The sequence below is a fragment of the Actinomadura geliboluensis genome (assembly GCF_043197915.1).
In the GTDB taxonomy this organism is placed as follows: domain Bacteria; phylum Actinomycetota; class Actinomycetes; order Streptosporangiales; family Streptosporangiaceae; genus Spirillospora; species Spirillospora geliboluensis.
The window spans coordinates 245,519-269,919 of record NZ_JBICUA010000001.1 but is presented as its reverse complement, the minus strand read 5'-3'; the positions used below and the strand labels follow the sequence as shown (position 1 = coordinate 269,919).

Here is a 24,401-nt window from a genome sequence, read left to right as displayed (position 1 = left end):
GCATGCAGGTCGAACCGCTCCGGGAGCGATGGCGGGGCCAGTCGAGCATCCGCTGACCCCATCGGCCACTTCTCCACGACAGGACCGTTTACCCATGACCATGGACACCGCCGCGCGCGGTGCTGAAGCCGTACCCGACGCCACGGGCCACTTCGGCCGCTTCGGCGGCCGGTTCGCCCCCGAGGCGCTGATGGCGGCGCTGGACGAGCTGACCCGCGAGTTCGAGGCCGCCAAGCGCGACCCGGCCTTCACCGGCGAACTCGACGACCTCCTCGCGAACTACGCGGGGCGTCCCAGCCTGCTGACCGAGGCGAAGCGCTTCTCGGCGGAGGCGGGCGGCGCCCGCGTGCTGCTCAAGCGCGAGGACCTCAACCACACCGGCTCGCACAAGATCAACAATGTGCTCGGCCAGGCGCTGCTCACCCGCCGGATGGGCAAGTCGCGGATCATCGCCGAGACCGGCGCCGGGCAGCACGGCGTCGCCACCGCGACCGCCGCCGCGCTCCTCGGCCTCACCTGCACCGTCTACATGGGCGAGGTCGACACCGAGCGGCAGGCCCTCAACGTCGCCCGGATGCGGATGCTCGGCGCCGAGGTCGTCCCGGTGAGGACCGGCAGCCGCACCCTCAAGGACGCCTGCAACGAGGCGTTCCGCGACTGGGTCGCCACCGTCGACGACACCCACTACTGCATCGGCTCCGTCATGGGCCCGCACCCGTTCCCGATGATGGTCCGCGACTTCCAGCGCGTCATCGGCGTCGAGGCCCGGCAGCAGTGCATCGACCTGACCGGCGCCCTGCCGGACGCGGTCGTCGCCTGCGTCGGCGGCGGCTCCAACGCCATCGGCACCTTCCACGCCTTCGTCCCGGACGCGTCGGTCCGGCTGTACGGGTTCGAGGCGGGCGGCGACGGCGTCGCGTCCGGCAAGCACGCCGCGACCCTCGTCGGCGGCTCGCTCGGCATCATCCACGGCATGCGGACCTACCTGCTGCAGGACGACGACGGCCAGACCCTGGAGACCCACTCGATCTCCGCCGGCCTCGACTACCCCGGCGTCGGCCCCGAGCACTCGTGGCTGCACGACACCGGACGCGCCGAGTACCGGGAGATCACCGACGCGGAGGCGATGGACGCGTTCGCGCTGCTGTGCCGCACCGAGGGCATCATCCCGGCGATCGAGTCCGCGCACGCGCTCGCCGGCGCGCTCAAGGTCGGCAGGGAGCTCGGCCCGGACGCCGTGATCGTGGTCTGCCTGTCCGGTCGCGGCGACAAGGACATGCACACGGCCGCCTCCTTCTTCGGCCTGATGCCCGAGGGGGAGGGCCAGTGAGCGTCCGGACCGCCTACGAGAAGGCCGGCGCCGAGGGGCGCGCCGCGCTCGTCGGGTACCTGCCCGCCGGGTTCCCCACCCGCGACGGCGCCATCGAGACCATGAAGACCATGGTCGACGCCGGCTGCGACGCGATCGAGATCGGGCTGCCCTACAGCGACCCGGTGATGGACGGCCCCACCATCCAGGACGCCGTCCACCGGGCCCTCGTAGGCGGCGTCCGCATCGCCGACGTGTTCGCCACGGTCGAGGCCGTCGCCGCGACCGGCGTCCCGGTGCTGGTCATGACCTACTGGAACCCCGTCGACCACTACGGCGTCGACCGGTTCGCGCGCGACCTCGCCTCCGCCGGCGGGGCCGGGCTGATCACCCCCGACCTCACGCCCGAGGAGGGCGGCGAGTGGCTGGAGGCGTCGGACGCGCACGGCCTCGACCGGGTGTTCCTCGTCGCGCTCAGCTCCACCGACGAGCGCATCGAGACGGTCACGGCGGCGTCCCGCGGCTTCGTGTACGCGGCGTCGCTGATGGGCGTCACCGGCGCCCGCTCGGCCGTGGACACCGGCGCCCCGCGGCTGGTCGAGCGCACCCGGGCGGCCATCGACAAGAGCGGGACCGGGCTGCCGGTCGGGCTCGGGCTCGGCGTCGGCACCGGCGCGCAGGCCGCCGAGGTCGCCGCGTTCGCCGACGGGGTGATCGTCGGGTCGGCGTTCAGCCGCCGCATCCTGGACGCCCCCGACCTCGCCTCCGGGCTGGCCGGGGTCCGGTCGCTGACCGAGGAGCTCGCGGCGGGCGTCCGCGCCGGCCGCTGAGCACGTTCCGGACATGCCGGCGGTGCCCGTGCGGACGGCGGAAAAGCCGTATCCGCGCGGGTCCCGCCGGTCTCCGGGAACTCGGCGGCACCGCCGCCGAGTTCATGCTTGTGGTGGCGCCGCGCTCCCGTAGGGTGTGATCGCCGGAGGAGGCGGTCCCGGAAGGATCACGATGACGCAAGAGATGACGGCGAAGGGCCGGGCCGAGGTGGCGTCGCCGCCGCCGCCCCCCGCGTGGTTCCAGGTCGCGGCCTGGCTGCTGACGCTCGGCGGCCTCGGGATCTCCGTCTACCTGACGATCACCCACTACGACGAGGGCGCGCTGGTCTGCTCGGCGTCCTCGACGATCGACTGCCACGCGGTCACCACGAGCGAGTACTCCACCCTGCTCGGCATCCCGATGCCGCTGCTGGGCCTCGCCTTCTTCGTCGGGTTCGCCGCGCTGCTGACCCCCTGGGCGCTGCGCTCGACGTGGGCGCCGCTGCGCTGGGGCCGGGTGGCGGGCGTCTCCGTCGGCGTGCTGATGGTCGTGTACCTCGTCACCATCGAACTGGTGGTCCTGCACAAGATCTGCCTCTGGTGCACCGGGGTCCACGTCGTCACGGTCCTGCTGTTCCTCCTCGTCCTGGCCGACGAATTCCGACGGATCGGTCAAGTCGACTAATCTCGCCGTTACCGCGCCGCACCGACGGCGGCGCTGGGTCCGCACGCATAGGAGAACCAATGAGCAAGGCCGCACGAGAGCGGTCCGCGAGGGAGCGCCTGGCCGCCGAGCGCAAGCGGCAGGCGGCGCGGGAGAAGCAGCGGCGGCTGCTCGCCATCGTCCTCGGATCGGTGGTGGCGGTGGCGTTGATCGTGGTCGCCGCCGTCCTGGTCATCGACCAGAAGAACAAGAACGGCCGCGCCGAGGCGCACCAGGGCCCCCTCGCGCCCGTCAGCCGGCAGGCCGACGGGTCCATCGTGATGGCCAAGGCCGGGGTGACCAAGCCCGAGCTGGAGATCTTCGAGGACTTCCAGTGCCCGATCTGCAAGCAGTTCGAGGAGGCGACCGGCAAGACCGTCCAGCAGCTCGCGCTGGAGGGCAAGGTCAAGGTCGTCTACCGGCCGTTCCACCTGTTCGGGCAGCAGAAGGACCCCGTCCGGATCAACTCGCTGCGCTCGGCCGAGGCGGCGCTGTGCGTCCCGGCCGACAAGTGGATCTCCTACCATGACGCGCTCTTCAAGTTCCAGCCCGCCGAGGGCTCCAAGGGCTTCTCGCCCGACGACCTCGTGAAGTGGGGCAAGGACGTCGGCGTCACCGACCCGAACTTCGAGAAGTGCGTCCGGGACGAGCAGAAGAAGAGCACGGTCGACGCGATGACCAAGTACGCGCTGCAGGACCGCGGCGTCGACGGCACGCCGACGGTCTTCCTGAACGGCCAGAAGCTCGACACCGCCCAGGTCATGAACCCCGCCGGGCTGCGCGCCGTGATCGACGCCGCCGGCAGCGCCGGGAAGTGACCTCTCCCGGCCCGCACGGCGCTTCCTGAGGACGCCCGCCGCCCCCGCCGCTACGCTCGTGACTGCCAAGAGCACGCAGAGTGGCGATCGGGGGATCGATGAGCGAGCAGGGCAGCGGGGGGTCCGCGCGGCGGCGCCTCGCGGAGGAGCGGGCACGGGCGGCGGCCCGGGGACGGCGGCGGCGTGCGCTGGTGGTCGTCCTCGGGGCCGTCGCGGTGGCGGCGGTCGCGGTGGTCGTGGTGGTCGTGGTCATGTCCCGGGACGGGGGCGGGCCCACGATCAACGACTACAAGGGCGCGCTCGCCCCCGCGACCCGGCAGCAGGACGGCTCGGTCGCGATGGCGGACCCGGGGGTGAACGCGCCCGTCCTCGACGTCTGGGAGGACTTCCAGTGCCCCGCCTGCAAGGGGATGGAGGCGCGGCTCGGCGGGACGATGAAGCAGCTCGCCGCGGAGGGCAGGCTGAAGGTGGTGTACCGGCCGTTCCAGCTGTTCCAGCAGGAACCGCTGATGGGCAACTCGCGGCGGGCCGCGAACGCCGCCGCCTGCATGCCCGCCGACCACTGGGTGAAGTACCACGACAGGCTCTACGCCGAGCAGCCCCAGGAGGGCACGACGGGGTTCCTGCCGAAGGCGCTCATCGCCTGGGCCGCCGACGTCGGGGTGAGCGACCCGTCCTTCGCCGCCTGCGTCAACGGCGAGCAGCAGATGAAGACCGTGAACCAGGCCAGCGCCCTGGCGGGGAAGTCGGGCGTCGACGCCACCCCGTACCTGGCGCTGAACGGCAAGAAGGTCGCCGACGCCGTCCTCGGCTCGCCCGACGAGCTGCGGAAGGCCGTCGCGAAGGCGGCCGGCAGCGCGCCCGCCCCGGGCGGCGCGCCGTCGAGCGGAACGTCCGCGTCGTGACGGCGGGAGCACCGCGGTGACGGCGCGGGTCGCGCGGAGGGCGGCGGAGAGGGCGCACGGCGCGCCCGGAAGGAGGTAGGTTCAACGGTCATGCACCAGCTCGCCTCCATCCCGAGTCCCTCACAGGGCGTCTGGGAGCTCGGGCCAGTCCCGATCCGCGCCTACGCCCTCATGATCATCCTTGGCATCGTCGCCGCGGTCTGGCTGGGCGAGCGGCGCTGGGCCGCCAAGGGCGGCACCTCCGGCGTGATCGTCGACGTGGCCGTGTGGGCGGTGCCGTTCGGCCTGGTCGGCGGCCGGCTCTACCACGTGATCACCGACTACCAGCGGTACTTCGGGGAGGACGGCGACCCCGTCCGGGCGCTGGAGATCTGGAAGGGCGGCCTCGGCATCTGGGGCGCCGTCGCGCTCGGCGCGGTCGGCGCGGTCATCGGCTGCCGGCGGCGCGGGATCTCGGCGCTGGCGCTCGCCGACGCGGTGGCGCCCGGCATCGCGCTGGCGCAGGCGATCGGCCGCTGGGGCAACTACTGGAACCAGGAGCTGTACGGCCGTCCGCTGGACGCCTTCTGGGCGCTGGAGATCGACGAGAACCACCGGCCGATGCTGGACGGCGGGCCCGCCCTCGACCCCAAGTACGCCGACGTCGCGACCTACCACCCGACGTTCCTGTACGAGTCGCTGTGGTGCGTCGGCGTCGCGGTCCTCGTGATCTGGGCAGGCCGCCGCTACAAGCTCACGCACGGCCGCGCGTTCGCCCTGTACGTCGCCGCGTACACGGTCGGGCGCGGCTGGATCGAGGCGCTGCGCATCGACGACGCCCACCACGTCCTCGGCCTGCGGCTGAACGACTGGACGTCGATCGTCCTGTTCATCGGCGCGGTCGCCTACCTGTACCTGGCCCGCGGCCGCACCGGCCCGGAGAACGTCGGCGCGGTCCCCGCGACGGCCGGTGGCGAGCCGGAGTCGGCGGCGGCCGAACCGACGAAGGAGCCGGAGCCCGCCGAGGGGCCCGAGCCCGAGGCGAAGGCCGAGCCCGGGACGGCGGCCGAGGCCGCGACCGGCGAGGACCCTGGCAAGGGCGCTGAGAAGGACGCTGAGGCCACGGGCGAATCGGAGGCGCACTCCGAGGACGACGCCCCCTCGGACGCGCCGGAGAAAGCCCCTGAGGGTGCCGCCGGCGCCGAACCGGAGGCCGGCCCCGAGACCGACCCCGCCCCCGAGCCCGCGGCGGAGATCGCGGACAATGAGGACGACGGTGCCGCCGAGTCCGCCGGGGCGGGGAAGGGAGAGCCCGTCCGGGACGGGAAGTAGGGGGCGATGGCGGACGCGGGGGAGACGACCGGCCGCAAGGGCGGGGTGATGCCCGAGCGGCACCACCAGCACCGCGACGTGACCGGGGGCTGGCTGCGGCCGGCGGTGTTCGGCGCGATGGACGGCCTGGTGTCCAACTTCGCGCTGATCGCGGGCGTCGCGGGCGGCCGGGTGGACCAGAAGGTCGTGCTGCTGGCCGGCCTCGCCGGCCTGGCGGCGGGCGCGTTCTCGATGGCGGCGGGGGAGTACATCTCCGTCGCCTCCCAGTCGGAGCTGGCGGAGGCGGAGATCGAGGTCGAGCGGCTGGAGCTCGCCCGGCACCCGGCCGCCGAGGAGCGCGAGCTGGCCGAGGTCTTCGAGGCGCGCGGGGTGGACCCGGAGACCGCAGCGGAGGTCGCCCGGCAGCTGTCCCGCGACCCGGACGAGGCGCTGCAGGTGCACACCCGCGAGGAGCTCGGCGTGACCCCCGGCGACCTGCCGTCGCCGCTGCTGGCGGCGGGCTCGTCGTTCCTGTCGTTCGCGGTCGGCGCGGTCCTGCCGGTGCTGCCGTACCTGCTGGGCGCCACCTCGCTGTGGCCGGCGGCGATCGTCGCGGCCCTCGGCCTGTTCCTGGCCGGGGCGCTGGTGTCCCGGATCACCGCCCGGCCGTGGTGGTTCGGCGGGACCCGGCAGCTGCTGTTCGGCGCCGCCGCCGCGGGCATCACCTACGTCGTCGGCGCGGTGATCGGGACCAACGGCCTGTAGCTCCAAGGAATCTGGACGAAAAGCCCTTTTGGCCCCGCGGGGGCCGCCCGGACCGCTAAGCTCCGGGGCGTGATCGAGGCTCGTGACACGGGTTCCGCCGAGGCCGCCCAGCAGGGCGGCGGGCGGGACTTCTGGCCGGAGGACAAGCCCGGCCGCAAGCTCCCCAGTCCGAAGCTGCTCTTCGGCGGTGCCGCCGCGCTGGTCGCGGTGATCGTCGCCGTGGTGGCGGTGGTCCTGCTGACCGGGGGCGGCGGCGAGGAGGAGGCGCCGAAGACCTCGGTGCCGACCGCCTACACGCCGGACTACCTGGGCGAGGGCTTCACCCAGATCGCGTCCCGCGCCGCAGACAAGCGGGCGGTCACCGAGGGCGAGGCGTTCGGCGCCAAGTCCCTCAAGAGCGGCGCGTACACGTTCGCGCTGGCCTCCTCCAAGCTGTCGGCCGACTGCAAGGACGGCACCTGGGGCGCCCGGCTGCAGGCCGACCTCGCCAAGCACGGCTGCACCCAGCTCGCCCGCGCCGCCTACGTGAGCGCCGACAAGAAGCACGTCGGCCAGTTCGTCGTGCTGAACATGGAGAACGAGGACGGCGTCAAGCAGATCCTGCGCGACCTCGACCCGGCGACCGGCGCCGGCTGGATCGCGCCGCTGAAGGCGGAGGGCGTCCCCGCGTTCGGGTCCGGGTTCAGCGCCGCCTACGCCAAGACCTACGGCCACTACGCGGTGCTCACGTGGGTGCAGCGGGCCGGCGGCGCGCAGCCCGCCTCGCTCAACGAGATGATCGATGTGAGCCTGGTCATCGAGAACGCCGCCGACTTCCTCTACGGGCGGCTCGACCTGGCCTCCGGCGGAAGGTCCGGGCAGTGACCGGCCCGCGCGCGGGCGTGTCACCGGCCGGCGGGCAGTAGTCTGCGCGCTCGTGGACCCCGATGAACCCCGCCGCGGCGGCCGCGGCCGAGCGCCGGTGAGCCGGCAGCAGGGCCGCGGCCGTCCCGGCCCGCGCAGGACGGCGCCCGCCCGGATGGGCGGCCCGCGCCGCGGCGGCCCGTCGCCCCGCCCGGCCCCGCGCCGGGAGCGCCCCGTCCCGCCGCCCGCGCCGCCCTACGACGACGTGCCGCCGCCCTATGCCGAGGCTCCGTACGAGCCGGCCCCCTACGCCGAGCTCGCCTACGACGAGCGGTACGACGAGCGGTACGAGGAGCCGCACGGCGAGCCGTACGAGGCCGTCCCGCCTCCCCGTCCCGGCGGGCGCGGGCCGAAGCGGCCCGGCAAGGCGAAGCGGCCCGGCAAGGCGAAACGGCAGGGCCGGCCCGAGCAGGCCAAGCGGCCGAAACGGCCCGCCCGGGCGGGTGAGCCGGCGGCCCCCGGCGGGCTCGCGGGCCGCGTCGCCGCGCTCGGCCCGAAGCTGTACTTCGGCGCGGCCGCCGCGCTCGGCGTGCTCGTGCTGATCGGGCTCGCCGCCGTCGTGGTGTTCCGCGACGGGAACGGTCCCGCGGCGGGCAGCGCGGCGAACGCCAAGATCGGGAAGCCGGCGGGGAACGGACCGTCCCCGACCTCCTACTCCAGCTCGCCCTCGACGTCGGCCTACGGCGGGATCGCCGCCCGCGGGTCCGACCCCGAGCCGCTGACGGCGGCGGAGGCGTTCCCGGCGGACGCGGCGACGCTGGCCGTCCCCGACGGCGAGGTCAAGGTGAAGCTGCGCGCGAAGCGGCTCGACGCCGACTGCGCCGCCGCCGTGTGGGGCGGCAGCGTGGGCGCCGAGCTGGGCAAGGGCGGCTGCACGCAGGCGGCGCGGGGCATCTACTCCGACCCGAAGCGCGGCTACGGGCTGGCCGTCACGGTGTTCAACCTGAACAGCTCGGCGGACGCGGACCGGTTCGTCGCCCGGCTGGAGCACACGATCGGCGCCGGCTTCGTCCGGCCGCTGGAGGCCCCGGAGCCGCTGGACGACTTCGGCCGCGGCTTCGGCATGGCGCGGGGCCTCGCCATGGGCCACTTCGCCGTGGTCTCGTGGGCCGAGCGGCTCGACGGCAAGGGCACCGAGACCGACGAGACGCTGCTGTCGCTGCTGATCGAGGGCGGCAAGTCCCCGGCGGTGCTCGGCCGCGCCGCCCGCGCGTCCGAGTGACCCGCGCCCGAGCGACCCGACCCCGAGTGACCCGCGTCCGGGCGGTCCCCGACGAGGGAAATTTTCGGTAGATCACCCGAATTTCGGGGTAAACGTCCCGACCCGGTGATGATGCTCACGCAGGTCAGCGCAATGCACGCCCCGAACCCGGCACTAGCCTTGGTCTAAACCACTCCGAGATGGCATGCGCTCGGATCGCCGCGGGTAAGTTTCGCGATCCGGTGCAGTCGGGCATGTTCCCGACAGTGATGTAATGTCATCTCACCGCAGCAGGGCCAACGTCGTCCCACGACTGCACTGACACCGAAGCAGTGACACGAGACGACGACGGGAGGGTTGATGGCCGCAGCTGCCTTCACACCTGCTGCCCGCGTACAGGGCCGCCCCGATGCCCAGGGGCTGTACGACCCGGCGAACGAGCACGACGCCTGCGGCGTCGGCATGGTCGCCGACATGCACGGCCGCAAGAGCCACGAGATCGTCGAGAACGCCCTGACCGTGCTGAAGAACCTCGACCACCGCGGTGCGGTGGGCGCGGAGCCGGACGACGGAGACGGCGTCGGCATCCTCGTCCAGCTCCCGGACGCGTTCTTCCGCGAGGTCTGCGGCTTCCCGCTGCCCGACGCCGGCGCGTACGCGGCCGGGATCGCCTTCCTCCCGGCGGACGCCGACGAGCGCGCGGCGGCGGTCGCGCACATCGAGACGCTGTGCGTCGACGAGGGCCTGACGGTCCTCGGCTGGCGCGAGCTGCCGCACGACCCCGACTTCACCGGCCCGGCCGCGCGGCGCGTCATGCCGCACTTCGCCCAGCTGTTCATCGCCCCCGCCGCCGGCGGCCCGCACGCGGGCAAGACCGGCCTGGAGCTGGACCGCGCGGTCTTCTGCATGCGCGAGCGCGCCGAGCAGGACGTCCGGGTGTACTTCCCGAGCCTGTCCAGCCGCACGATCGTCTACAAGGGGATGCTGACGACCCCGCAGCTGGAGCCGTTCTTCCCCGACCTGTCGGACCGCCGCTTCACCAGCGCGATCGCCCTGGTGCACTCGCGGTTCTCGACCAACACGTTCCCCGCCTGGGAGCTGGCCCACCCGTACCGGTTCATCGCCCACAACGGCGAGATCAACACGGTGAAGGGCAACCGGAACTGGATGCGGGCCCGCGAGGCGCTGCTGAAGTCGGACCTGCTGCCCGGCGACCTGTCCCGGATCTTCCCGGTGATCGACATCGAGGCGTCCGACACCGCCTCGTTCGACGAGTGCCTGGAGCTGCTGCACCTCGGCGGCCGGTCGCTGCCGCACGCGGTGCTGATGATGATCCCGGAGGCGTGGGAGAACCACACCGAGATGGACCCGGCCCGCCGGGCCTTCTACGAGTTCCACTCCACGCTGATGGAGGCGTGGGACGGCCCCGCCAGCGTCAGCTTCACCGACGGGACCGTGGTCGGCGCCGTCCTGGACCGCAACGGGCTGCGCCCCGGCCGGTACTGGGTGACCGACGACGGCCTGGTCGTGCTGGCCAGCGAGGCCGGCGTGCTCGACATCCCGGCGAGCAAGGTCGTCCGCAAGGGCCGGCTCCAGCCCGGCAAGATCTTCCTCGTGGACACCGCCGCCGGGCGGATCGTCGAGGACGACGAGGTCAAGGCCGAGCTGGCCGCCGAGCACCCGTACGGCGAGTGGCTGCACGAGGGCCTCGTCCGGTTCGAGGAGCTGCCGCAGCGCGAGCGGGAGATCCCGACGCACGAGACGCTGGTCAGGCGGCAGCAGACGTTCGGCTACACCCTCGAAGAGCAGCGGATCATCCTGACGCCGATGGCGAAGACGGGCGCCGAGCCGATCGGGTCGATGGGCACCGACACCCCGATCGCGGTCCTGTCGGAGCGGCCGCGGCTGCTGTTCGACTACTTCAAGCAGCTGTTCGCGCAGGTCACGAACCCGCCGCTGGACGCGATCCGCGAGGAGCTCGTCACCTCGCTGCAGTCCACGCTCGGCCCGGAGGGCAACCTCCTGGAGCCCGGCCCGGACTCGTGCCGCCGGCTGGTCCTGCCCACCCCGATCCTGGACAACGACGAACTGTCCAAGATCATCCACATCGACGACGAGGGCTCGCTGCCGCACCTGCAGGCCCACGTCGTGCAGGGCCTGTACGAGGTCGCCGGCGGGGGAGAGGCCCTGGAGGCCCGCCTGGAGGAGATCAACTCCGAGGTGAGCCGGGCGATCGCCGCCGGCGCCCGCATCATCGTGCTGTCGGACCGCGGCGCCGACTCCGCCCGCGCCGCGATCCCGTCGCTGCTGCTCACCGGCTCGGTCCACCACCACCTCATCCGGGAGAAGACCCGCACCCGGACCGGCCTGGTGATCGAGACGGGCGAGGCCCGCGAGTGCCACCACATGGCGCTGCTCATCGGGTACGGCGCGTCCGCGATCAACCCGTACCTGGCGATCGAGACCGTCGAGGACCTGGTCCGCGGCGGGGCCATCGAGGGCCTGGACCCGGCGAAGGCCGTCCGGAACCTCGTGAAGGCGTACGGCAAGGGCGTCCTGAAGGTCATGTCGAAGATGGGCGTGTCCACGGTCGCGTCCTACACCGGCGCGCAGATCTTCGAGGCGATCGGCCTCGGCGAGGACGTCGTGGCCCGCTGCTTCACCGGCACCACGTCCCGGCTCGGCGGCGTCGGGTTCGACGTGCTGGCCAAGGAGGTCGCGCAGCGGCACGCCCGCGCCTACCCGCCGGGCGGCAACGACCTCGCGCACCGCACCCTGGAGGTCGGCGGCGAGTACCAGTGGCGCCGCGAGGGCGAGCCGCACCTGTTCAACCCGGACACGGTGTTCAAGCTCCAGCACGCCACCCGCACCCGCCGCTACGAGATCTTCAAGGAGTACACCTCCACGGTCGACGCGCAGGCCGAGAAGCTGATGACGCTGCGCGGGCTGTTCAAGCTCAAGGAGGGCGAGCGGGAGCCGGTGCCGATCGAGGAGGTCGAGCCGGTCTCGGAGATCGTCAAGCGGTTCTCCACCGGCGCGATGTCGTACGGGTCCATCTCCGCGGAGGCGCACGAGACCCTCGCGATCGCGATGAACCGGCTCGGCGGCAAGTCCAACACCGGCGAGGGCGGCGAGGACCCGGCGCGCTTCACCCCGGACGAGAACGGCGACCTGCGGCGCAGCGCCATCAAGCAGGTCGCGTCCGGCCGGTTCGGCGTGACCTCGGAGTACCTCACCAACTCCGACGACATCCAGATCAAGATGGCGCAGGGCGCCAAGCCCGGCGAGGGCGGCCAGCTGCCCGGCCACAAGGTCTACCCGTGGATCGCCAAGACCCGGCACTCCACGCCCGGCGTCGGCCTCATCTCGCCGCCGCCGCACCACGACATCTACTCGATCGAGGACCTGGCGCAGCTCATCCACGACCTGAAGAACGCCAACCCGGCGGCGCGCGTGCACGTCAAGCTCGTCGCCGAGGTCGGGGTCGGCACGGTCGCGGCCGGGGTGTCCAAGGCGCACGCCGACGTGGTGCTGATCTCCGGGCACGACGGCGGCACCGGCGCGTCCCCGCTGACGTCGCTGAAGCACGCCGGCGCCCCCTGGGAGCTGGGCCTCGCCGAGACGCAGCAGACGCTGCTGCTCAACGGCCTGCGCGACCGCATCGTCGTGCAGACCGACGGCCAGATGAAGACCGGCCGGGACGTCGTCGTCGCCGCCCTCCTCGGCGCCGAGGAGTACGGCTTCGCGACGGCGCCGCTGGTGGTGTCGGGCTGCGTCATGATGCGGGTCTGCCACCTGGACACCTGCCCCGTCGGCGTCGCCACCCAGAACCCGGTGCTGCGGCGGCGGTTCTCCGGCAGGCCCGAGTTCGTGGTGAACTTCTTCGAGTTCGTCGCCGAGGAGGTCCGCGAGTACCTGGCGGCCCTCGGGTTCCGCTCGCTGGACGAGGCGATCGGGCACGTCGAGATGATCGACATGCGCGAGGCCGTCGACCACTGGAAGGCGTCCGGCCTGGACCTCGCCCCGATCCTGCACGCCCCCGAGGTCGCGGACGGCGCGGCGCTGCGCCGCACCGCCGTGCAGGACCACGGGCTGGAGAAGGCGCTCGACAACACGCTGATCCAGCTCGCCGAGGGCGCGCTCTCGTTCGGCGACCCGGTCAAGCTGGAACTGCCGATCCGCAACGTCAACCGGACGGTCGGCACGATGCTCGGCCACGAGCTGACCAAGAAGTGGGGCGGCGCGGGCCTGCCCGACGGCACGATCGACGTCACCTTCACCGGGTCGGCGGGCAACTCGTTCGGCGCGTTCGTGCCCCGCGGCATCACGCTGCGGCTCGTCGGCGACGCCAACGACTACGTCGGCAAGGGCCTGTCCGGCGGGCGGCTCACGCTGGCGCCCCCGGCGGACGCCGGGTTCGCGGCCGAGGAGCAGATCATCGGCGGCAACGTCATCCTGTACGGCGCGACGTCCGGCGAGCTGTTCGCCCGCGGCGTCGTCGGGGAGCGGTTCTGCGTCCGCAACTCCGGCGCCACCGCCGTCGTCGAGGGCGTCGGCGACCACGCCTGCGAGTACATGACCGGCGGCCGCGCGGTGATCCTCGGCCGGACCGGGCGCAACCTCGCGGCCGGCATGTCCGGCGGCATCGCCTACGTCCTGGACCTGGTGCCCGAGCGGGTCAACGGCGAGATGGTCGACCTGGAGCCGCTCGACGCCGGCGACGCGGAGTTCGTCCGGACGCTGGTCGAGCGGCACCTGGCGGAGACCGGCTCGGCCGTCGCCCGCCGGCTGCTGGACGGCTGGGACGCGGCCGCCGCCCGCTTCACCAAGATCATGCCGCGCGACTACCGGCGCGTCCTGGACGCCATGGCCAAGGCCGAGGCCGAGGGCCGCGACGTCGACGAGGCCGTCATGTCCGCGGCGCAGAGCTGAGAGGGGGACTCCACATGGCTGACCCGAAGGGTTTCCTGACCGTCCGGCGGGAGCTCCCGAAGCGCCGCCCGGTCGACGTGCGGATCAAGAGCTGGTCGGAGGTCTACGAGGACTTCGGCGCCGACCGGCTGGAGAAGCAGGCGAGCCGCTGCATGGACTGCGGCATCCCGTTCTGCCACCAGGGCTGCCCCCTCGGCAACCTGATCCCCGAGTGGAACGACCTCGTCTACCGCAAGGACTGGCGGGAGGCGATCGAGCGGCTGCACGCCACCAACAACTTCCCCGAGTTCACCGGGCGGCTGTGCCCCGCCCCGTGCGAGAGCGCCTGCGTCCTCGGCATCAACCAGGATCCGGTGACGATCAAGCGGGTCGAGGTCGAGATCATCGACCGGGCGTTCGCGGAGGGCTGGGTGCGCCCGCAGCCGCCCGCCGTGAAGACCGGCAAGACGGTGGCGGTCGTCGGCTCCGGGCCCGCGGGCCTCGCCGCCGCGCAGCAGCTCACCCGCGCCGGCCACGACGTCACGGTGTACGAGCGCGCCGACCGCGTCGGCGGCCTGCTGCGCTACGGCATCCCCGAGTTCAAGATGGAGAAGCGGCACCTCGACCGGCGCCTCGCCCAGATGCGCGCCGAGGGCACCGCCTTCAAGACCTCGGTGAACGTGGGCGTCGACGTCACCGCCGACGAGCTGCGCGAGCGCTACGACGCGGTCGTCCTCGCGGGCGGCGCCACCGCGTGGCGCGACCTGCCCGTCCCCGGACGCGACCTCAAGGGCGTCTACCAGGCGATGGAGTACCTGCCGCCGTCCAACAAGGCGCAGGAGGGCGACTACGACGAGTCGCCGATCTCCGCGAAGGGCAAGCACGTCGTGGTCATCGGCGGCGGCGACACCGGCGCCGACTGCATCGGCACCGCGATCCGGCAGGGCGCCGCGTCCGTCACCCAGCTGGAGATCATGCCGCGGCCCCCGGAGTCCCGCCCGGACTCCCAGCCGTGGCCGACGTACCCGATGCTGTTCAAGGTGGAGAGCGCCCACGAGGAGCTGGCGGACCTGGGCGGCGACCGCGTGTACGCCGTCTCCACCACCGAGTTCGCCGGCGACGCCGACGGCAACGTCCGCGCGCTGCGGCTGGTCGAGGTCGGCGGCCCCGAGACCCGGTTCGCGCCGGTCGAGGGCACCGAGCGGGAGATCCCCGCGGAGCTGGTCACGCTCGCCATGGGCTTCCTCGGCCCCCAGCGCGAGGGCCTGCTGGAGCAGCTCGGCGTCGAGCTCGACCAGCGCGGCAACGTGGTCCGCGACGGCGACTACAAGACGTCCGTGGACGGCGTGTACGCCGCGGGCGACATGGGCCGCGGCCAGTCCCTGATCGTCTGGGCGATCGCCGAGGGACGCGCCGCCGCGCACGGCGTCGACGCCCACCTCACCGGCCGGACCGACCTGCCGTACCCGATCCCGCCGACGGCGCGCCCGATCGCCTGAGCGCACCGCACCGAAGGCCCCGGAGGGACGTCCCTCCGGGGCCTTCGTGCGAGCATGGGGAGCATGCGGAACACGGCCCCCGTGCTGGACACCGGCGTGCTGCGGCGGATGCGGATCGCCCGGGACGCCATGGACCGCGAATGGGCCGAGCCCCTCGACGTCGCCGCCGTCGCCGCCCGCGCCGGCTACTCCCGCTACCACTTCGTCCGGCTGTTCAGCGAGGTCTACGGCGAGACCCCCGGCGCATACCTCGCCCGCCGCCGCATCGAACGCGCCCAGGACCTGCTGCGCACCGCCAACCTGACCGTCACCGAGATCTGCATGCTCGTCGGCTTCACGAGCCTCGGCACGTTCTGCACCCGCTTCAAGCAGCAGACCGGCATGACGCCGACCGAGTTCCGCCGCCGCGCCCGCACCGGCGGGGCCGCCGCCATCCCCGGCTGCTACGTGCTGCTCTGGGCGGGCGGCTTCCGCGGCCGCTGAGCAACTTTCGAGAAGGCCGCCCGCCTCCCGGCCCCCTAGCGTGAACACCCGGAACCCGCCCACCAGGGAGGCAACATGATCACGAAACTGGGACTGGCCACCGTCTGGGTCCTCGACCAGGACTCCGCCCTCGCGTTCTTCACCGGCAAGCTCGGCCTGGAGGTCCGCGACGACCTGACCCTCGGCGAGGGCGGGATGCGCTGGGTCACCGTCGGCGCCGAGGGGCAGCCCGACCTCAGCCTCGCCCTCATGGTCCCCGGACCGCCCACCATGGACCCCGACTCCGCCGCGCAGATGAAGGCGCTCATCGCCAAGGGCGTCCTCGGCGCCGGCGCGTTCAACACCGACGACTGCGAGGCCGAGTACGAGCGGCTGTCCGCCCGGGGCGTCGAGTTCGTCCACAAGCCGGAGAAGCGCCCGTACGGCATCGAGGCCGTCTTCCGCGACGACTCCGGCTGCTGGTACAGCCTCACCCAGCCCTTCGAGGAACTCGACGAAACCGCCCCCTGGAACGACTGCGCGACCTGAGACTGCCACTACGGCGGCAGCCACACCCGGCTCGGCGGCCTCACCTACCGCGGCGCGGTCGCGCTGGAGCGCACCTGTCGCAACCTCGCCGGCGGCAGCGGCGCCGGAAACCTGGCGGGCGCCGCCGCTTGGTCGTTCTTCCTCGGGCGGCTCGCCGCGCCCGGGACCCGGTACGGGCTCGCGCCCGCCGACCTGTTCGGCGGGTTCCGCGCCTTCCTGGCCGAACCGGCCGCCCGCGACGAGCTGGAGATCGCGCACCGGTCCCTGGAGGCGCTGCTCGGCTCGCGGCTGACCGTCTCGTCCGAGGTGGTCTGAGGCGCGGCCGTCACTTCAGCACGGTGGGGCCCAGTTCGCGGAGGACGGTGACGAGCTGTTCCACGTCGGCCTTCGTCGTGCGCCAGTTGAGCGGTGCGGGGCGGAACACCGTCATGCCCCGGTAGGTGCTCGTGCCCGCGTAGACGCGGCCGTCGGCGAGCAGGGCCTCGCCCAGGCGCGCGTTCAGCGCGTCGAGCCGGTCCTCGGGGACGCCCTCCGGGCGGTACCGGAAGCACGCGATGCACAGCTGGACGGGCGCCAGCAGCTCCAGGTCGGGCGCCGCCTCGACGAGGGCGCCGAGGTGCGCGGCCACGTCGAGGTGGCGCTCCACCATCTCCCGGTAGCCGTCCCGGCCGTAGGCGCGCAGCGTCGCCCAGATCGGCAGCGCCCGCGCGCGCCGCGACGACTCCGGGCCCAGCATGTTGTAGTTGACCCGCTCGCCGTCGGCGTCCGGCAGGTACGCCGCGCCCCACGCGCCGAACGCGCGGCTCAGCCCGGCGGGGTCCCGGACGAACGAGAACCCGCTCTCGTACGGGACGTTCAGCCACTTGTGCCCGTCCGCCGTCACCGAGTCGGCCCGCTCCACCCCGCGCGCGAGGTGCGCGGTGCGCGGGCTCAGCGCCGCGAACAGCCCGAACGCCCCGTCCACGTGGAGCCAGGCGCCGTGCCGCTCGGCCAGGTCCGCGAGGTCCGCGATCGGGTCGGAGTCGCCGGTGTTGACCTCGCCGAGGTTCGCCACGACCACGGCGCGCCCGCCGACCCGGGCCAGGGCCTCGTCCATGGCGGCGAGGTCGACGCGCCCGGCGTCGTCGCGCGCGAACATGCGCAGCGTGTCCCGGCCGCAGCCGAGGATCTGCAGCGCCTTCCGGGTGCTGACGTGCACCAGCCCACTGCTGAACACCGGCATGGCCGGCAGCCCGGACAGGCCCCGCGACGCGACGTCCACGCCGTAGCGCTCCGCCCACCAGGACCGCGCGCTCGCCAGGCCCGTCACGTGCGCGAGCGTCGCGCTCGGCGTCAGCACGCCCCCGTACGAGGCGGGCAGCCCGAACAGCTCCTTCAGCCAGCGCAGCACGACCGTCTCCGCCCGCGCCGCGAGCGGCGACGTGAGCCACAGCCCGGCCGCCTGGTCCAGCAGGGACGCGGTCCAGTCGCCCGCCATCGCCGCCGGCGTCGACCCGCCCACCACGAAGTGGAAGAACCGCGGCCCGGACGAGTGCGTCGCCGCCGCCGTCCCGATCCGGACGAGCCGCTCCACCGCCGCCACCGCGCCGTCCCCGGCGGCGGGCAGCGGACCGTCGAGCTCGTCGAGCAGCGCGTCCTTCGAGCCGTCGTGGACGGGACGCTCCCGCAGGCCGTCCAGATACGGCCCCGCCTCCCGCGCCACCACCGCGAGCGGCTCACCGGCCCTGTCACGTTCGTCTAGGGGATCACTCATGACGCATAGCAGACCACAGTCGCGGTTCCGGTGAAAACGGTCGTGACCTCGGCCCCCCTTGTGGTCTTGGGACCGGTCGGCTAGCGTCCCGCCAGGGTTCACGCGGCGCCGGGACCGCACACTCCCGGCGCGCCGCGCGGGCCGCGCGCTCCCGCACCCCGCAACGCGGGACTCAGGGGCTCGGCCACCCACCGCTGGGGTGGCCGGGCCCACCGCGACCCGCCCGGACGTCCGTTTCCGACAAGACCGGCCGGAACCGGCCTCCCTAGGGTGGGGGCCATGAGAGTCCCGCACGCCGACGCCCTGGCCCGCGCCGAACGGTTCATGCTGCTCAACGGCCGTCTCATCGACCGCCACCGGTTCGCGCTCCACTTCCGCGGCGGCCCCGCCGCCCCCGTCGTCGCCGCGCTCCGGGCCTACGAGAACCCCGACGGCGGCTACGGCCACGCCCTCGAACCCGACCTGCGCGGGGCGGGCAGCCAGCCCGTCCCCGCCCAGCACGCCCTCCAGTTCCTGCACGAGGCCGGCGCCGACCGCGACCCCGCCGTCGACCGCGTGGCCGGCTACCTCGCCTCCATCACCCGGGACGGCGGGGGAGTGCCGTTCGCGCTGCCGACCGTCCGCGACGCCCCGCACGGGCCCTGGTGGCAGACGCCCGACGACCCGCCCGCGAGCATCAACCCCACCGCGACGCTCGCCGGGATGCTCCACCGGGCCGGATCAGCCCACGCCTGGCTCGCCCAGGCCACCGCCTTCTGCTGGCGTCACCTGGACGACCTCGACACCGAACCCGGGCCCTACGACGTCCTCGCGATCCTGATGTTCCTCGACCACGTCCCCGACCGCGACCGCGCCGAGGCCGCGTTCACCCGCGTCCGGGACGCCCTCGCCGCCGCCGCGCACAGCGACCACCAGGACGTCCTCGACTTCGCCCCGGCCCCCGGCGGCCACGGGCGCCGCCTCTATGCCGACGACGTCATCGACGCCCGGCTGGACGCCCTCATCGACGACCAGGCCGACGACGGCGGCTGGGACATCGCCTTCCCCAGCTGGACGCCCGTCACCCGGCCCGAATGGCGCGGCTTCGTCACCGTCGAGCGGCTCCTGACGCTCCGCGCCTACGGCCGGCTCAAGCCCTGACTCACAGCAGGTTCCCGACGGGCTCGCCCGCCAGGTCCCGCACCTCGTGCGCGAAATGGGCCTGGTCGGCGTAGCCCGCCGTGTACGCCACGTCCGCCAGCGCCCCGCCGGCCCGCGCCAGCCGCAGCGCCCGCTGGAACCGCAGCACCCGCTGCAGCGTCTTCGGCCCGTACCCGAACGCCGCCAGCGAACGGCGCCGCAGCTGACGCTCGCCGATGCCGAGGCCGTCCGCCACGTCCCGCACCCGGCCGCGGGCCACCCCCGCCACCACCGCCGGGACGAGCGGATCGGGCGGGCCCAGCCTCTCCCGCACCGCCGCGACCAGCGCCGCCCGCCGGTCGCCCGCCGCCGCGACGTCCGCGGCCAGCCGGTCGGCCTCCGCGCCCCACAGCTCCCGCAGCGGGACCCGCGCGTCCCGGACCGCGTCCGCCGGGACGCCCAGTACCGGCGGCGCCGTCCCCGGCCGGAACCGCACCGCCACCACCGCCGCGCCCGGGCGCATCGCCGCGGGGAGCGGCCCGGTGTCCGGGCCCGCCACGAGGATCCCGGCCTCCGACCACATGAGGTCGACGCAGCCGTCCGGCACCACGCGCTGGACGAACGGCTCCGCGTCCGGCGGCAGCGCCGACGTCCACGCGCAGGCCAGCCCCGGCGCCGGGTACTCGCGGTAGTCCGGCCGGGCGGAGCTCGCCGGCGGGGGCCGGGGGACGGTGTGACCCATTCCTCCTGCATACCACCCGCTCCTTCGGGCAGGGGCCAGAGAAACCCGCCATTTCAGGAGAAACCATGTCGAACGATCTTCAGGGCAGCACCGTCGCCTTCCTCTGCGCCCCCGAGGGCACCGAGCAGGTCGAGTTGACCGAGCCCTGGACGGCCGTGGAGCAGGCCGGGGGCACCCCGCGCCTGGTCTCCACCCAGTCCGGCCGCCTCCAGGCGTTCAACCACCTGGACAAGGGCGACACCTTCCCCGTCGACACCACCGTCGACGTGTCCGACCACACCGAGTTCGACGCGCTCGTCCTGCCGGGCGGCGTCGCCAACCCCGACTTCCTGCGCACCGACCCCAAGGCCGTCGCTTTCGCCAAGTCCTTCTTCGACGCCGGCAAGCCCGTCGCCGTCATCTGCCACGGGCCGTGGACCCTCGTGGAGGCGGACGTCGTGCGCGGCCGCACCATGACGTCCTGGCCCAGTCTCCAGACCGATCTGCGCAACGCGGGTGCCGAGTGGGTGGACGAGGAGGTACAGATCTGCGAGGACGGGCCCAACACCCTCGTCAGCAGCCGCAAGCCCGACGATCTCAAGGCGTTCTGCCAGGCGGCCGTCGAGGCGTTCAAGCGCTGACCGGGGCCACATGTGGTCTAGACCTCTGACCTAGACCAATCGGTGAACCGCGGGCGACCATATCCTGCACGAATATCCGTACCGACAAGTAACTAAGTACGGTTGTGCACGTGACCCGTCGAGCGAAGATTGTCAGCACCATCGGTCCCGCCTGCTCCAGCACCGAGCAGATCAACGCCCTCGTCGAGGCCGGTATCGACGTCGCGCGCCTCAACATGAGCCACGGCGACCACGCCGTCCACGAGGAGGTCTTCCACCGGATCAGGGCGGCCGCCGACGCCACCGGCCGCGGCGTCGGCATCCTGGCGGACCTGCAGGGCCCCAAGATCCGCATCGGCCGCTTCCCCGACGGGCCGGTACGGCTCACGCTCGGCGACGAGTTCACCATCACCACCGACGACGTCCCCGGCACCCGCCGCGAGGTGTCCACCACCTACCAGGGCCTGCCGGGCGACGTCAGCCCCGGCGACACCGTCCTCATCGACGACGGCCGCGTCGCCCTCAAGGTCGTCGACGTCGACGGCACGCGCGTCCGCACCACCGTCACCGTCGGCGGCATGGTCTCCGACAACAAGGGCCTCAACCTGCCCGGCGTCCCGGTCAGCGTCCCCGCCCTCACCGAGAAGGACGAGACCGACCTGCGCTGGGCCCTGCGCCTCGGCGTCGACCTCGTCGCCCTGTCCTTCGTGCGGACCCCCGCCGACGCCGACATCTGCTACCAGATCATGGAGGAGGAGGGCGTCCGCGTCCCCCTCATCGGCAAGATCGAGAAGCCGCAGGCCGTCGAGCGCCTGCCCGAGATCGTCGCCGCCTTCGACGGCATCATGGTCGCCCGCGGCGACCTCGGCGTCGAGCTCCCGCTCGAACAGGTCCCGATCGTGCAGAAGCGCGCCATCGAGCTGTGCCGCGAGAAGGCCCGCCCGGTCATCGTCGCCACCCAGATGCTCGAATCGATGATCTCCGCGCCCCGCCCCACCCGCGCCGAGACCTCCGACGTCGCCAACGCGGTCTTCGAGGGCGCCGACGCCGTCATGCTGTCCGGCGAGACCAGCGTCGGCCAGTACCCCATCGAGTCCGTCCTGACGATGAGCCGCATCGTGCAGACCGCCGAGCAGGCCGTCCTGCACGCCACCCACACCCTGGAGCGCATGCCCGAGACCGTCGGCGGCGCCATCGCCCGCGCCGCCGCCGAGGTCGGCGCCATCGTCGGCGCCGAGGCCCTCGCCGCGTTCACGATGTCCGGCGAGACGGCCCGCCGCCTGTCGCGCTACCGCTCCCCGATCCCGCTGCTGGCCTTCACCTCGGTCCCCGCCGTCCGCGGCCGCCTCGCGCACGTCTGGGGCGTCGAGACCTTCATCGTCCCGCAGGTCGACCACACCGACGCGATGTTCGGCCAGGTGGAGCAGGCCCTCCTCGAACTCGGCCGCTGCCAGAAGGGCGACAAGGTCGTCGTCGTCGCGGGCTCACCGCCCGGCACGCCGGGCTCCACCAACGCCCTCCGCGTCCACACCCTGGGTGACGCCATCGCCGTCCAGCACTGAGCCGACCGCCGGCACTGAGCCAACCGCCCCGCCGGGCACCGCGCGACCCGCACCCCGCGCGGTGCCCGGCCCCTTGCATCACCACCCGATCTCATTTCCACGACGCTCCGGCCAACCGGACGGCCGAGACGCGGCTCCGGCGGGACGAAAAAAACCGCCGTCCGGTCGGACGGCGGTTCGTCAGCGGTGCCCCGAGTGGGATTCGAACCCACACTTGATGTGGTTTGAGCACATTGCCTCTGCCATTGGGCTATCGGGGCATTTATCCGGATAATCCGGACAGCTAGGCGGCGTAGGGAACGGGGCGCGTCGGGGAACCCTCGCGGGGACCAGGGTAGCGGGTTTCGGTAGGCTCGTGCGCGTGGAGAGCGCTCGGCGAGTTGTGATCGCGGAAGATGAGGCCCTGATCCGGCTGGATCTGAAGGAGATGCTTCAGGAGGACGGCTACGAGGTCGTCGGGGAGGCGGGGGACGGTGAGGCCGCCGTGCGGCTGGCCGGGGAGCTCAAGCCCGACCTCGTGATCCTGGACGTGAAGATGCCGGTGCTGGACGGGATCTCGGCGGCCGAGCGGATCTCCGCGGACCGGATCGCGCCGGTGGTGATCCTCACCGCGTTCTCCCAGCGCGAGCTCGTCCAGCGGGCGACCGACGCCGGGGCGATGGCCTACCTCGTCAAGCCGTTCTCCAAGACCGACCTCGCGCCGGCGATCGAGATGGCGGTGAGCCGCTACACCGAGCTGCGGGCGCTGGAGGCCGAGGTCGCGGGGCTGCAGGAGCGGCTGGAGACGCGCAAGGTGGTCGACCGCGCGAAGGGGCTGCTGCAGCAGGCGCACGGGTGGTCCGAGCCGGAGGCCTTCCGCTGGATCCAGAAGACCTCGATGGACCGCCGGCTCACGATGCGGGCCGTCGCGGAGGCCGTCGTCGCGGGCGCGTCCGGCGAGAGGGACGAGTCCGCCGCCGAGTGACCCCGCGTCACCGCCGATCGGCGCGTTGTCAAGGTCCAACCACGGGCCGTGGACTGCCCCATGGTCGTTACTCTCCGTAATCATCCCAGGCAATTGCGGGTATCGGATGGGCACAGGGGAGTAACGAACAAGTAACCCTTCGATCCGGGGGTCCTGTTTCGGGGTGGCTCGACGGTGTACGACATAGCTGGTCCCTGACTGACCGTTTTCCTTTCCCTAGGTTCGGCGTCGGGACATGACTCGTACCCGATCCCCTCCCGGATCCGGATGGAAAGGTTGGGCACCTTGCGGCGCAACAAGATGAGGATCACCGGCGCGGTGGCGGTGAGCGCGGCGCTCGCGCTCAGCGCCGTGGCCTGCAGTGACGACGGCGACTCCGGTGGCAGCGGCAACGAGGTCACGATCGGGTTCATGGGCGACCTGACCGGTGAGAACTCGGGCCTGGTGATCCCGCCCAAGCAGGGCGCGCAGCTGGCCATCGAGCAGTACAACGCCACGAACCCCAAGGTCAAGATCAAGCTCAAGACCTATGACAGCCAGGGCAAGCCGGAGCAGGCGACCTCGCTGGCGCTGGCCGCGGTCAAGAACGACAAGATCGCCGGCCTGATCGGCCCGGCGTTCTCCGGCGAGTCGCAGAGCGTCGGCCCGATCCTGGAGGAGGCCAAGATCCCGAGCGTGTCGCCGTCGGCGACGAACATCACGCTCGCGGAGAAGGGCTGGAAGTTCTGGCACCGCGTGGTGGCCGACGACGCGGCGCAGAGCACCGGCGTCGCCGACTTCGTGATGAACTCCGGCGCCAAGAAGGTCTTCCTGGTGTCGGACAACCAGGACTACGGCAAGGGCCTCGCGGACGCCATCGAGAAGGCCGTGAAGGCCAAGGGCGCCCAGACCCAGAACGACGCGGTCGACGACAAGGGCACCGACTACTCCTCGACGGTCAACAAGATCAACGAGTTCAAGCCCGACTTCGTGTACTTCGGCGGCTACTACGCGGTCGCGGGCCGGCTGTTCAAGCAGCTGCGCGAGGGCGGCTACACCGGCAAGATGATGTCGGGCGACGGCTCGCTCGCCACCGGCCTGATCGAGGGCACCGGGCAGAAGAACGCCCAGGGCACGCTGATCAGCTGCGGCTGCCTCATCGACCCGACCGGCAAGACCAACCCGAAGGCCAAGAAGTTCGCCGACGACTACAAGGCGAAGTTCGGCTCGGAGGTCGCGATCTACTCGACCGAGGGCTTCGACGCCGCGACGGCGCTCATCGAGGCGGTCAAGGGCGGCAAGACCAAGCCCGAGGAGATCAACGACTTCCTCAAGAGCGTGGACGTCCCGGGCGTCGGCAAGCAGATCAAGTTCGCGGAGAACGGCGAGCTCGCGACCCAGGACATCTACGTCTACGAGGTGAAGGACAACCAGCTGCCGCTGCTCGGCAAGAGCAACGAAGCGAAGGTCTCCTAGGCGTCACCAGCGCCCCTGACGAGACCCCCTGATGGCGCGGGAGCGGGAGCGCTACAGCGCTCCCGCTCCTTCTCTGATTAAGG

The 24,401-nt window shown here is 72.7% G+C and carries 20 protein-coding genes and 1 tRNA gene; 18 read left to right on the top strand and 3 right to left on the bottom strand.

The annotated features are described in order from the left end of the window. Nucleotides 1-94: 94 nt before the first annotated feature. The 13 genes from trpB (at nucleotide 95) to ACGFI1_RS01225 (ending at nucleotide 16,124) form a co-directional block, all read left to right on the top strand. Nucleotides 95-1,330: a tryptophan synthase subunit beta gene (gene trpB, locus ACGFI1_RS01285; protein ID WP_138640855.1), complete on the top strand. Its 1,236-nt coding sequence runs from the start codon at nucleotides 95-97 to the stop codon at nucleotides 1,328-1,330. Then, nucleotides 1,327-2,139, top strand: a complete 813-nt coding sequence (trpA, locus tag ACGFI1_RS01280) for a tryptophan synthase subunit alpha (RefSeq protein WP_364554622.1) — start codon at nucleotides 1,327-1,329, stop codon at nucleotides 2,137-2,139. Before trpB ends, trpA begins: the two co-directional genes overlap by 4 nt. Before the next feature lie 172 nt (nucleotides 2,140-2,311). After that, nucleotides 2,312-2,803 (top strand): vitamin K epoxide reductase family protein, encoded by a 492-nt coding sequence (locus tag ACGFI1_RS01275; RefSeq protein WP_392781848.1) that lies wholly within the window; start codon nucleotides 2,312-2,314, stop codon nucleotides 2,801-2,803. 59 nt (nucleotides 2,804-2,862) lie between these two features. Continuing rightward, the gene (locus ACGFI1_RS01270) at nucleotides 2,863-3,639 is read left to right on the top strand and encodes a DsbA family protein (RefSeq protein ID WP_138640852.1); all 777 of its coding nucleotides are present in this window, start codon (nucleotides 2,863-2,865) and stop codon (nucleotides 3,637-3,639) included. Nucleotides 3,640-3,737: 98 nt separating this feature from the next. Continuing rightward, nucleotides 3,738-4,544 carry a DsbA family protein gene (locus ACGFI1_RS01265; protein WP_392781845.1) on the top strand — a complete coding sequence of 269 codons (807 nt, stop codon included), beginning with the start codon at nucleotides 3,738-3,740 and terminating at the stop codon, nucleotides 4,542-4,544. A gap of 90 nt (nucleotides 4,545-4,634) precedes the next feature. After that, complete coding sequence (gene lgt / locus ACGFI1_RS01260; RefSeq protein ID WP_392781842.1) at nucleotides 4,635-5,855, top strand: prolipoprotein diacylglyceryl transferase; 1,221 nt, start codon at nucleotides 4,635-4,637, stop codon at nucleotides 5,853-5,855. Nucleotides 5,856-5,861: 6 nt separating this feature from the next. Then, nucleotides 5,862-6,599 (top strand): VIT1/CCC1 transporter family protein, encoded by a 738-nt coding sequence (locus ACGFI1_RS01255; RefSeq protein WP_386868685.1) that lies wholly within the window; start codon nucleotides 5,862-5,864, stop codon nucleotides 6,597-6,599. Nucleotides 6,600-6,668: 69 nt separating this feature from the next. After that, nucleotides 6,669-7,463, top strand: a complete 795-nt coding sequence (locus tag ACGFI1_RS01250; protein ID WP_386868683.1) for a hypothetical protein — start codon at nucleotides 6,669-6,671, stop codon at nucleotides 7,461-7,463. 52 nt (nucleotides 7,464-7,515) lie between these two features. Further along, complete coding sequence (locus ACGFI1_RS01245) at nucleotides 7,516-8,724, top strand: hypothetical protein (protein WP_392781839.1); 1,209 nt, start codon at nucleotides 7,516-7,518, stop codon at nucleotides 8,722-8,724. Between the two features lie 339 nt (nucleotides 8,725-9,063). Continuing rightward, nucleotides 9,064-13,635 (top strand): glutamate synthase large subunit, encoded by a 4,572-nt coding sequence (gene gltB / locus ACGFI1_RS01240; RefSeq protein ID WP_392781837.1) that lies wholly within the window; start codon nucleotides 9,064-9,066, stop codon nucleotides 13,633-13,635. 14 nt (nucleotides 13,636-13,649) lie between these two features. Then, nucleotides 13,650-15,113 carry a glutamate synthase subunit beta gene (locus ACGFI1_RS01235; protein ID WP_392781835.1) on the top strand — a complete coding sequence of 488 codons (1,464 nt, stop codon included), beginning with the start codon at nucleotides 13,650-13,652 and terminating at the stop codon, nucleotides 15,111-15,113. Nucleotides 15,114-15,176: 63 nt separating this feature from the next. Continuing rightward, nucleotides 15,177-15,596 carry a helix-turn-helix transcriptional regulator gene (locus tag ACGFI1_RS01230; protein ID WP_364552095.1) on the top strand — a complete coding sequence of 140 codons (420 nt, stop codon included), beginning with the start codon at nucleotides 15,177-15,179 and terminating at the stop codon, nucleotides 15,594-15,596. A gap of 75 nt (nucleotides 15,597-15,671) precedes the next feature. Further along, entirely contained in the window at nucleotides 15,672-16,124 is a 453-nt protein-coding gene (locus tag ACGFI1_RS01225) for a VOC family protein (protein WP_392781831.1), read from the top strand. Between the two features lie 325 nt (nucleotides 16,125-16,449). On the opposite strand, the gene ACGFI1_RS01220 is transcribed toward ACGFI1_RS01225, so the two are convergent. Then, on the bottom strand, nucleotides 16,450-17,877 hold the full coding sequence (locus ACGFI1_RS01220) for a pyridoxal phosphate-dependent decarboxylase family protein (protein WP_392781828.1): 1,428 nt from the start codon (nucleotides 17,875-17,877) through the stop codon (nucleotides 16,450-16,452). Nucleotides 17,878-18,156: 279 nt separating this feature from the next. Here ACGFI1_RS01220 and ACGFI1_RS01215 point away from each other — a divergent pair, with 279 nt between their 5' ends. Then, nucleotides 18,157-19,017 carry a hypothetical protein gene (locus ACGFI1_RS01215; protein ID WP_392781825.1) on the top strand — a complete coding sequence of 287 codons (861 nt, stop codon included), beginning with the start codon at nucleotides 18,157-18,159 and terminating at the stop codon, nucleotides 19,015-19,017. A gap of 1 nt (nucleotide 19,018) precedes the next feature. Here ACGFI1_RS01215 and ACGFI1_RS01210 read toward each other — a convergent pair whose 3' ends face one another. After that, a complete protein-coding gene (locus ACGFI1_RS01210) occupies nucleotides 19,019-19,738 on the bottom strand; it encodes a DUF6597 domain-containing transcriptional factor (RefSeq protein WP_392739260.1) in 720 nt (239 codons plus the stop codon). A 65-nt stretch (nucleotides 19,739-19,803) separates the two neighbouring features. Between ACGFI1_RS01210 and ACGFI1_RS01205 the strand changes: the two genes are divergently transcribed. Both ACGFI1_RS01205 and pyk read left to right on the top strand, forming a co-directional pair. Next, a complete protein-coding gene (locus tag ACGFI1_RS01205; RefSeq protein WP_392739258.1) occupies nucleotides 19,804-20,358 on the top strand; it encodes a type 1 glutamine amidotransferase domain-containing protein in 555 nt (184 codons plus the stop codon). A 110-nt stretch (nucleotides 20,359-20,468) separates the two neighbouring features. Further along, nucleotides 20,469-21,899, top strand: a complete 1,431-nt coding sequence (gene pyk, locus ACGFI1_RS01200) for a pyruvate kinase (RefSeq protein ID WP_138638859.1) — start codon at nucleotides 20,469-20,471, stop codon at nucleotides 21,897-21,899. A gap of 187 nt (nucleotides 21,900-22,086) precedes the next feature. Here pyk and ACGFI1_RS01195 read toward each other — a convergent pair. Beyond that, nucleotides 22,087-22,159: transfer RNA gene (locus ACGFI1_RS01195), tRNA-Leu, on the bottom strand. A gap of 95 nt (nucleotides 22,160-22,254) precedes the next feature. On the opposite strand from ACGFI1_RS01195, the gene ACGFI1_RS01190 reads away from it, so the two are divergent. Both ACGFI1_RS01190 and ACGFI1_RS01185 read left to right on the top strand, forming a co-directional pair. Then, the gene (locus ACGFI1_RS01190; RefSeq protein ID WP_274704640.1) at nucleotides 22,255-22,863 is read left to right on the top strand and encodes an ANTAR domain-containing response regulator; all 609 of its coding nucleotides are present in this window, start codon (nucleotides 22,255-22,257) and stop codon (nucleotides 22,861-22,863) included. Nucleotides 22,864-23,148: 285 nt separating this feature from the next. Next, nucleotides 23,149-24,318, top strand: a complete 1,170-nt coding sequence (locus ACGFI1_RS01185) for a branched-chain amino acid ABC transporter substrate-binding protein (protein WP_205719440.1) — start codon at nucleotides 23,149-23,151, stop codon at nucleotides 24,316-24,318. Nucleotides 24,319-24,401 lie beyond the last annotated feature (83 nt).

Bases quoted from the DNA above. Each gene is read 5' to 3' on its own strand.
- ACGFI1_RS01225 (WP_392781831.1), top strand. From the start codon at position 15,672: ATGATCACGAAACTGGGACTGGCCACCGTCTGGGTCCTCGACCAGGAC.
- ACGFI1_RS01230 (WP_364552095.1), top strand. From the start codon at position 15,177: ATGCGGAACACGGCCCCCGTGCTGGACACCGGCGTGCTGCGGCGGATG.
- gltB (WP_392781837.1), top strand. From the start codon at position 9,064: ATGGCCGCAGCTGCCTTCACACCTGCTGCCCGCGTACAGGGCCGCCCC.
- ACGFI1_RS01275 (WP_392781848.1), top strand. From the start codon at position 2,312: ATGACGCAAGAGATGACGGCGAAGGGCCGGGCCGAGGTGGCGTCGCCG.
- ACGFI1_RS01215 (WP_392781825.1), top strand. From the start codon at position 18,157: ATGAGAGTCCCGCACGCCGACGCCCTGGCCCGCGCCGAACGGTTCATG.
- lgt (WP_392781842.1), top strand. From the start codon at position 4,635: ATGCACCAGCTCGCCTCCATCCCGAGTCCCTCACAGGGCGTCTGGGAG.
- ACGFI1_RS01220 (WP_392781828.1), bottom strand. From the start codon at position 17,877: ATGAGTGATCCCCTAGACGAACGTGACAGGGCCGGTGAGCCGCTCGCG.
- ACGFI1_RS01205 (WP_392739258.1), top strand. From the start codon at position 19,804: ATGTCGAACGATCTTCAGGGCAGCACCGTCGCCTTCCTCTGCGCCCCC.
- ACGFI1_RS01210 (WP_392739260.1), bottom strand. From the start codon at position 19,738: ATGGGTCACACCGTCCCCCGGCCCCCGCCGGCGAGCTCCGCCCGGCCG.
- trpB (WP_138640855.1), top strand. From the start codon at position 95: ATGACCATGGACACCGCCGCGCGCGGTGCTGAAGCCGTACCCGACGCC.
- ACGFI1_RS01265 (WP_392781845.1), top strand. From the start codon at position 3,738: ATGAGCGAGCAGGGCAGCGGGGGGTCCGCGCGGCGGCGCCTCGCGGAG.
- ACGFI1_RS01235 (WP_392781835.1), top strand. From the start codon at position 13,650: ATGGCTGACCCGAAGGGTTTCCTGACCGTCCGGCGGGAGCTCCCGAAG.
- ACGFI1_RS01255 (WP_386868685.1), top strand. From the start codon at position 5,862: ATGGCGGACGCGGGGGAGACGACCGGCCGCAAGGGCGGGGTGATGCCC.
- ACGFI1_RS01270 (WP_138640852.1), top strand. From the start codon at position 2,863: ATGAGCAAGGCCGCACGAGAGCGGTCCGCGAGGGAGCGCCTGGCCGCC.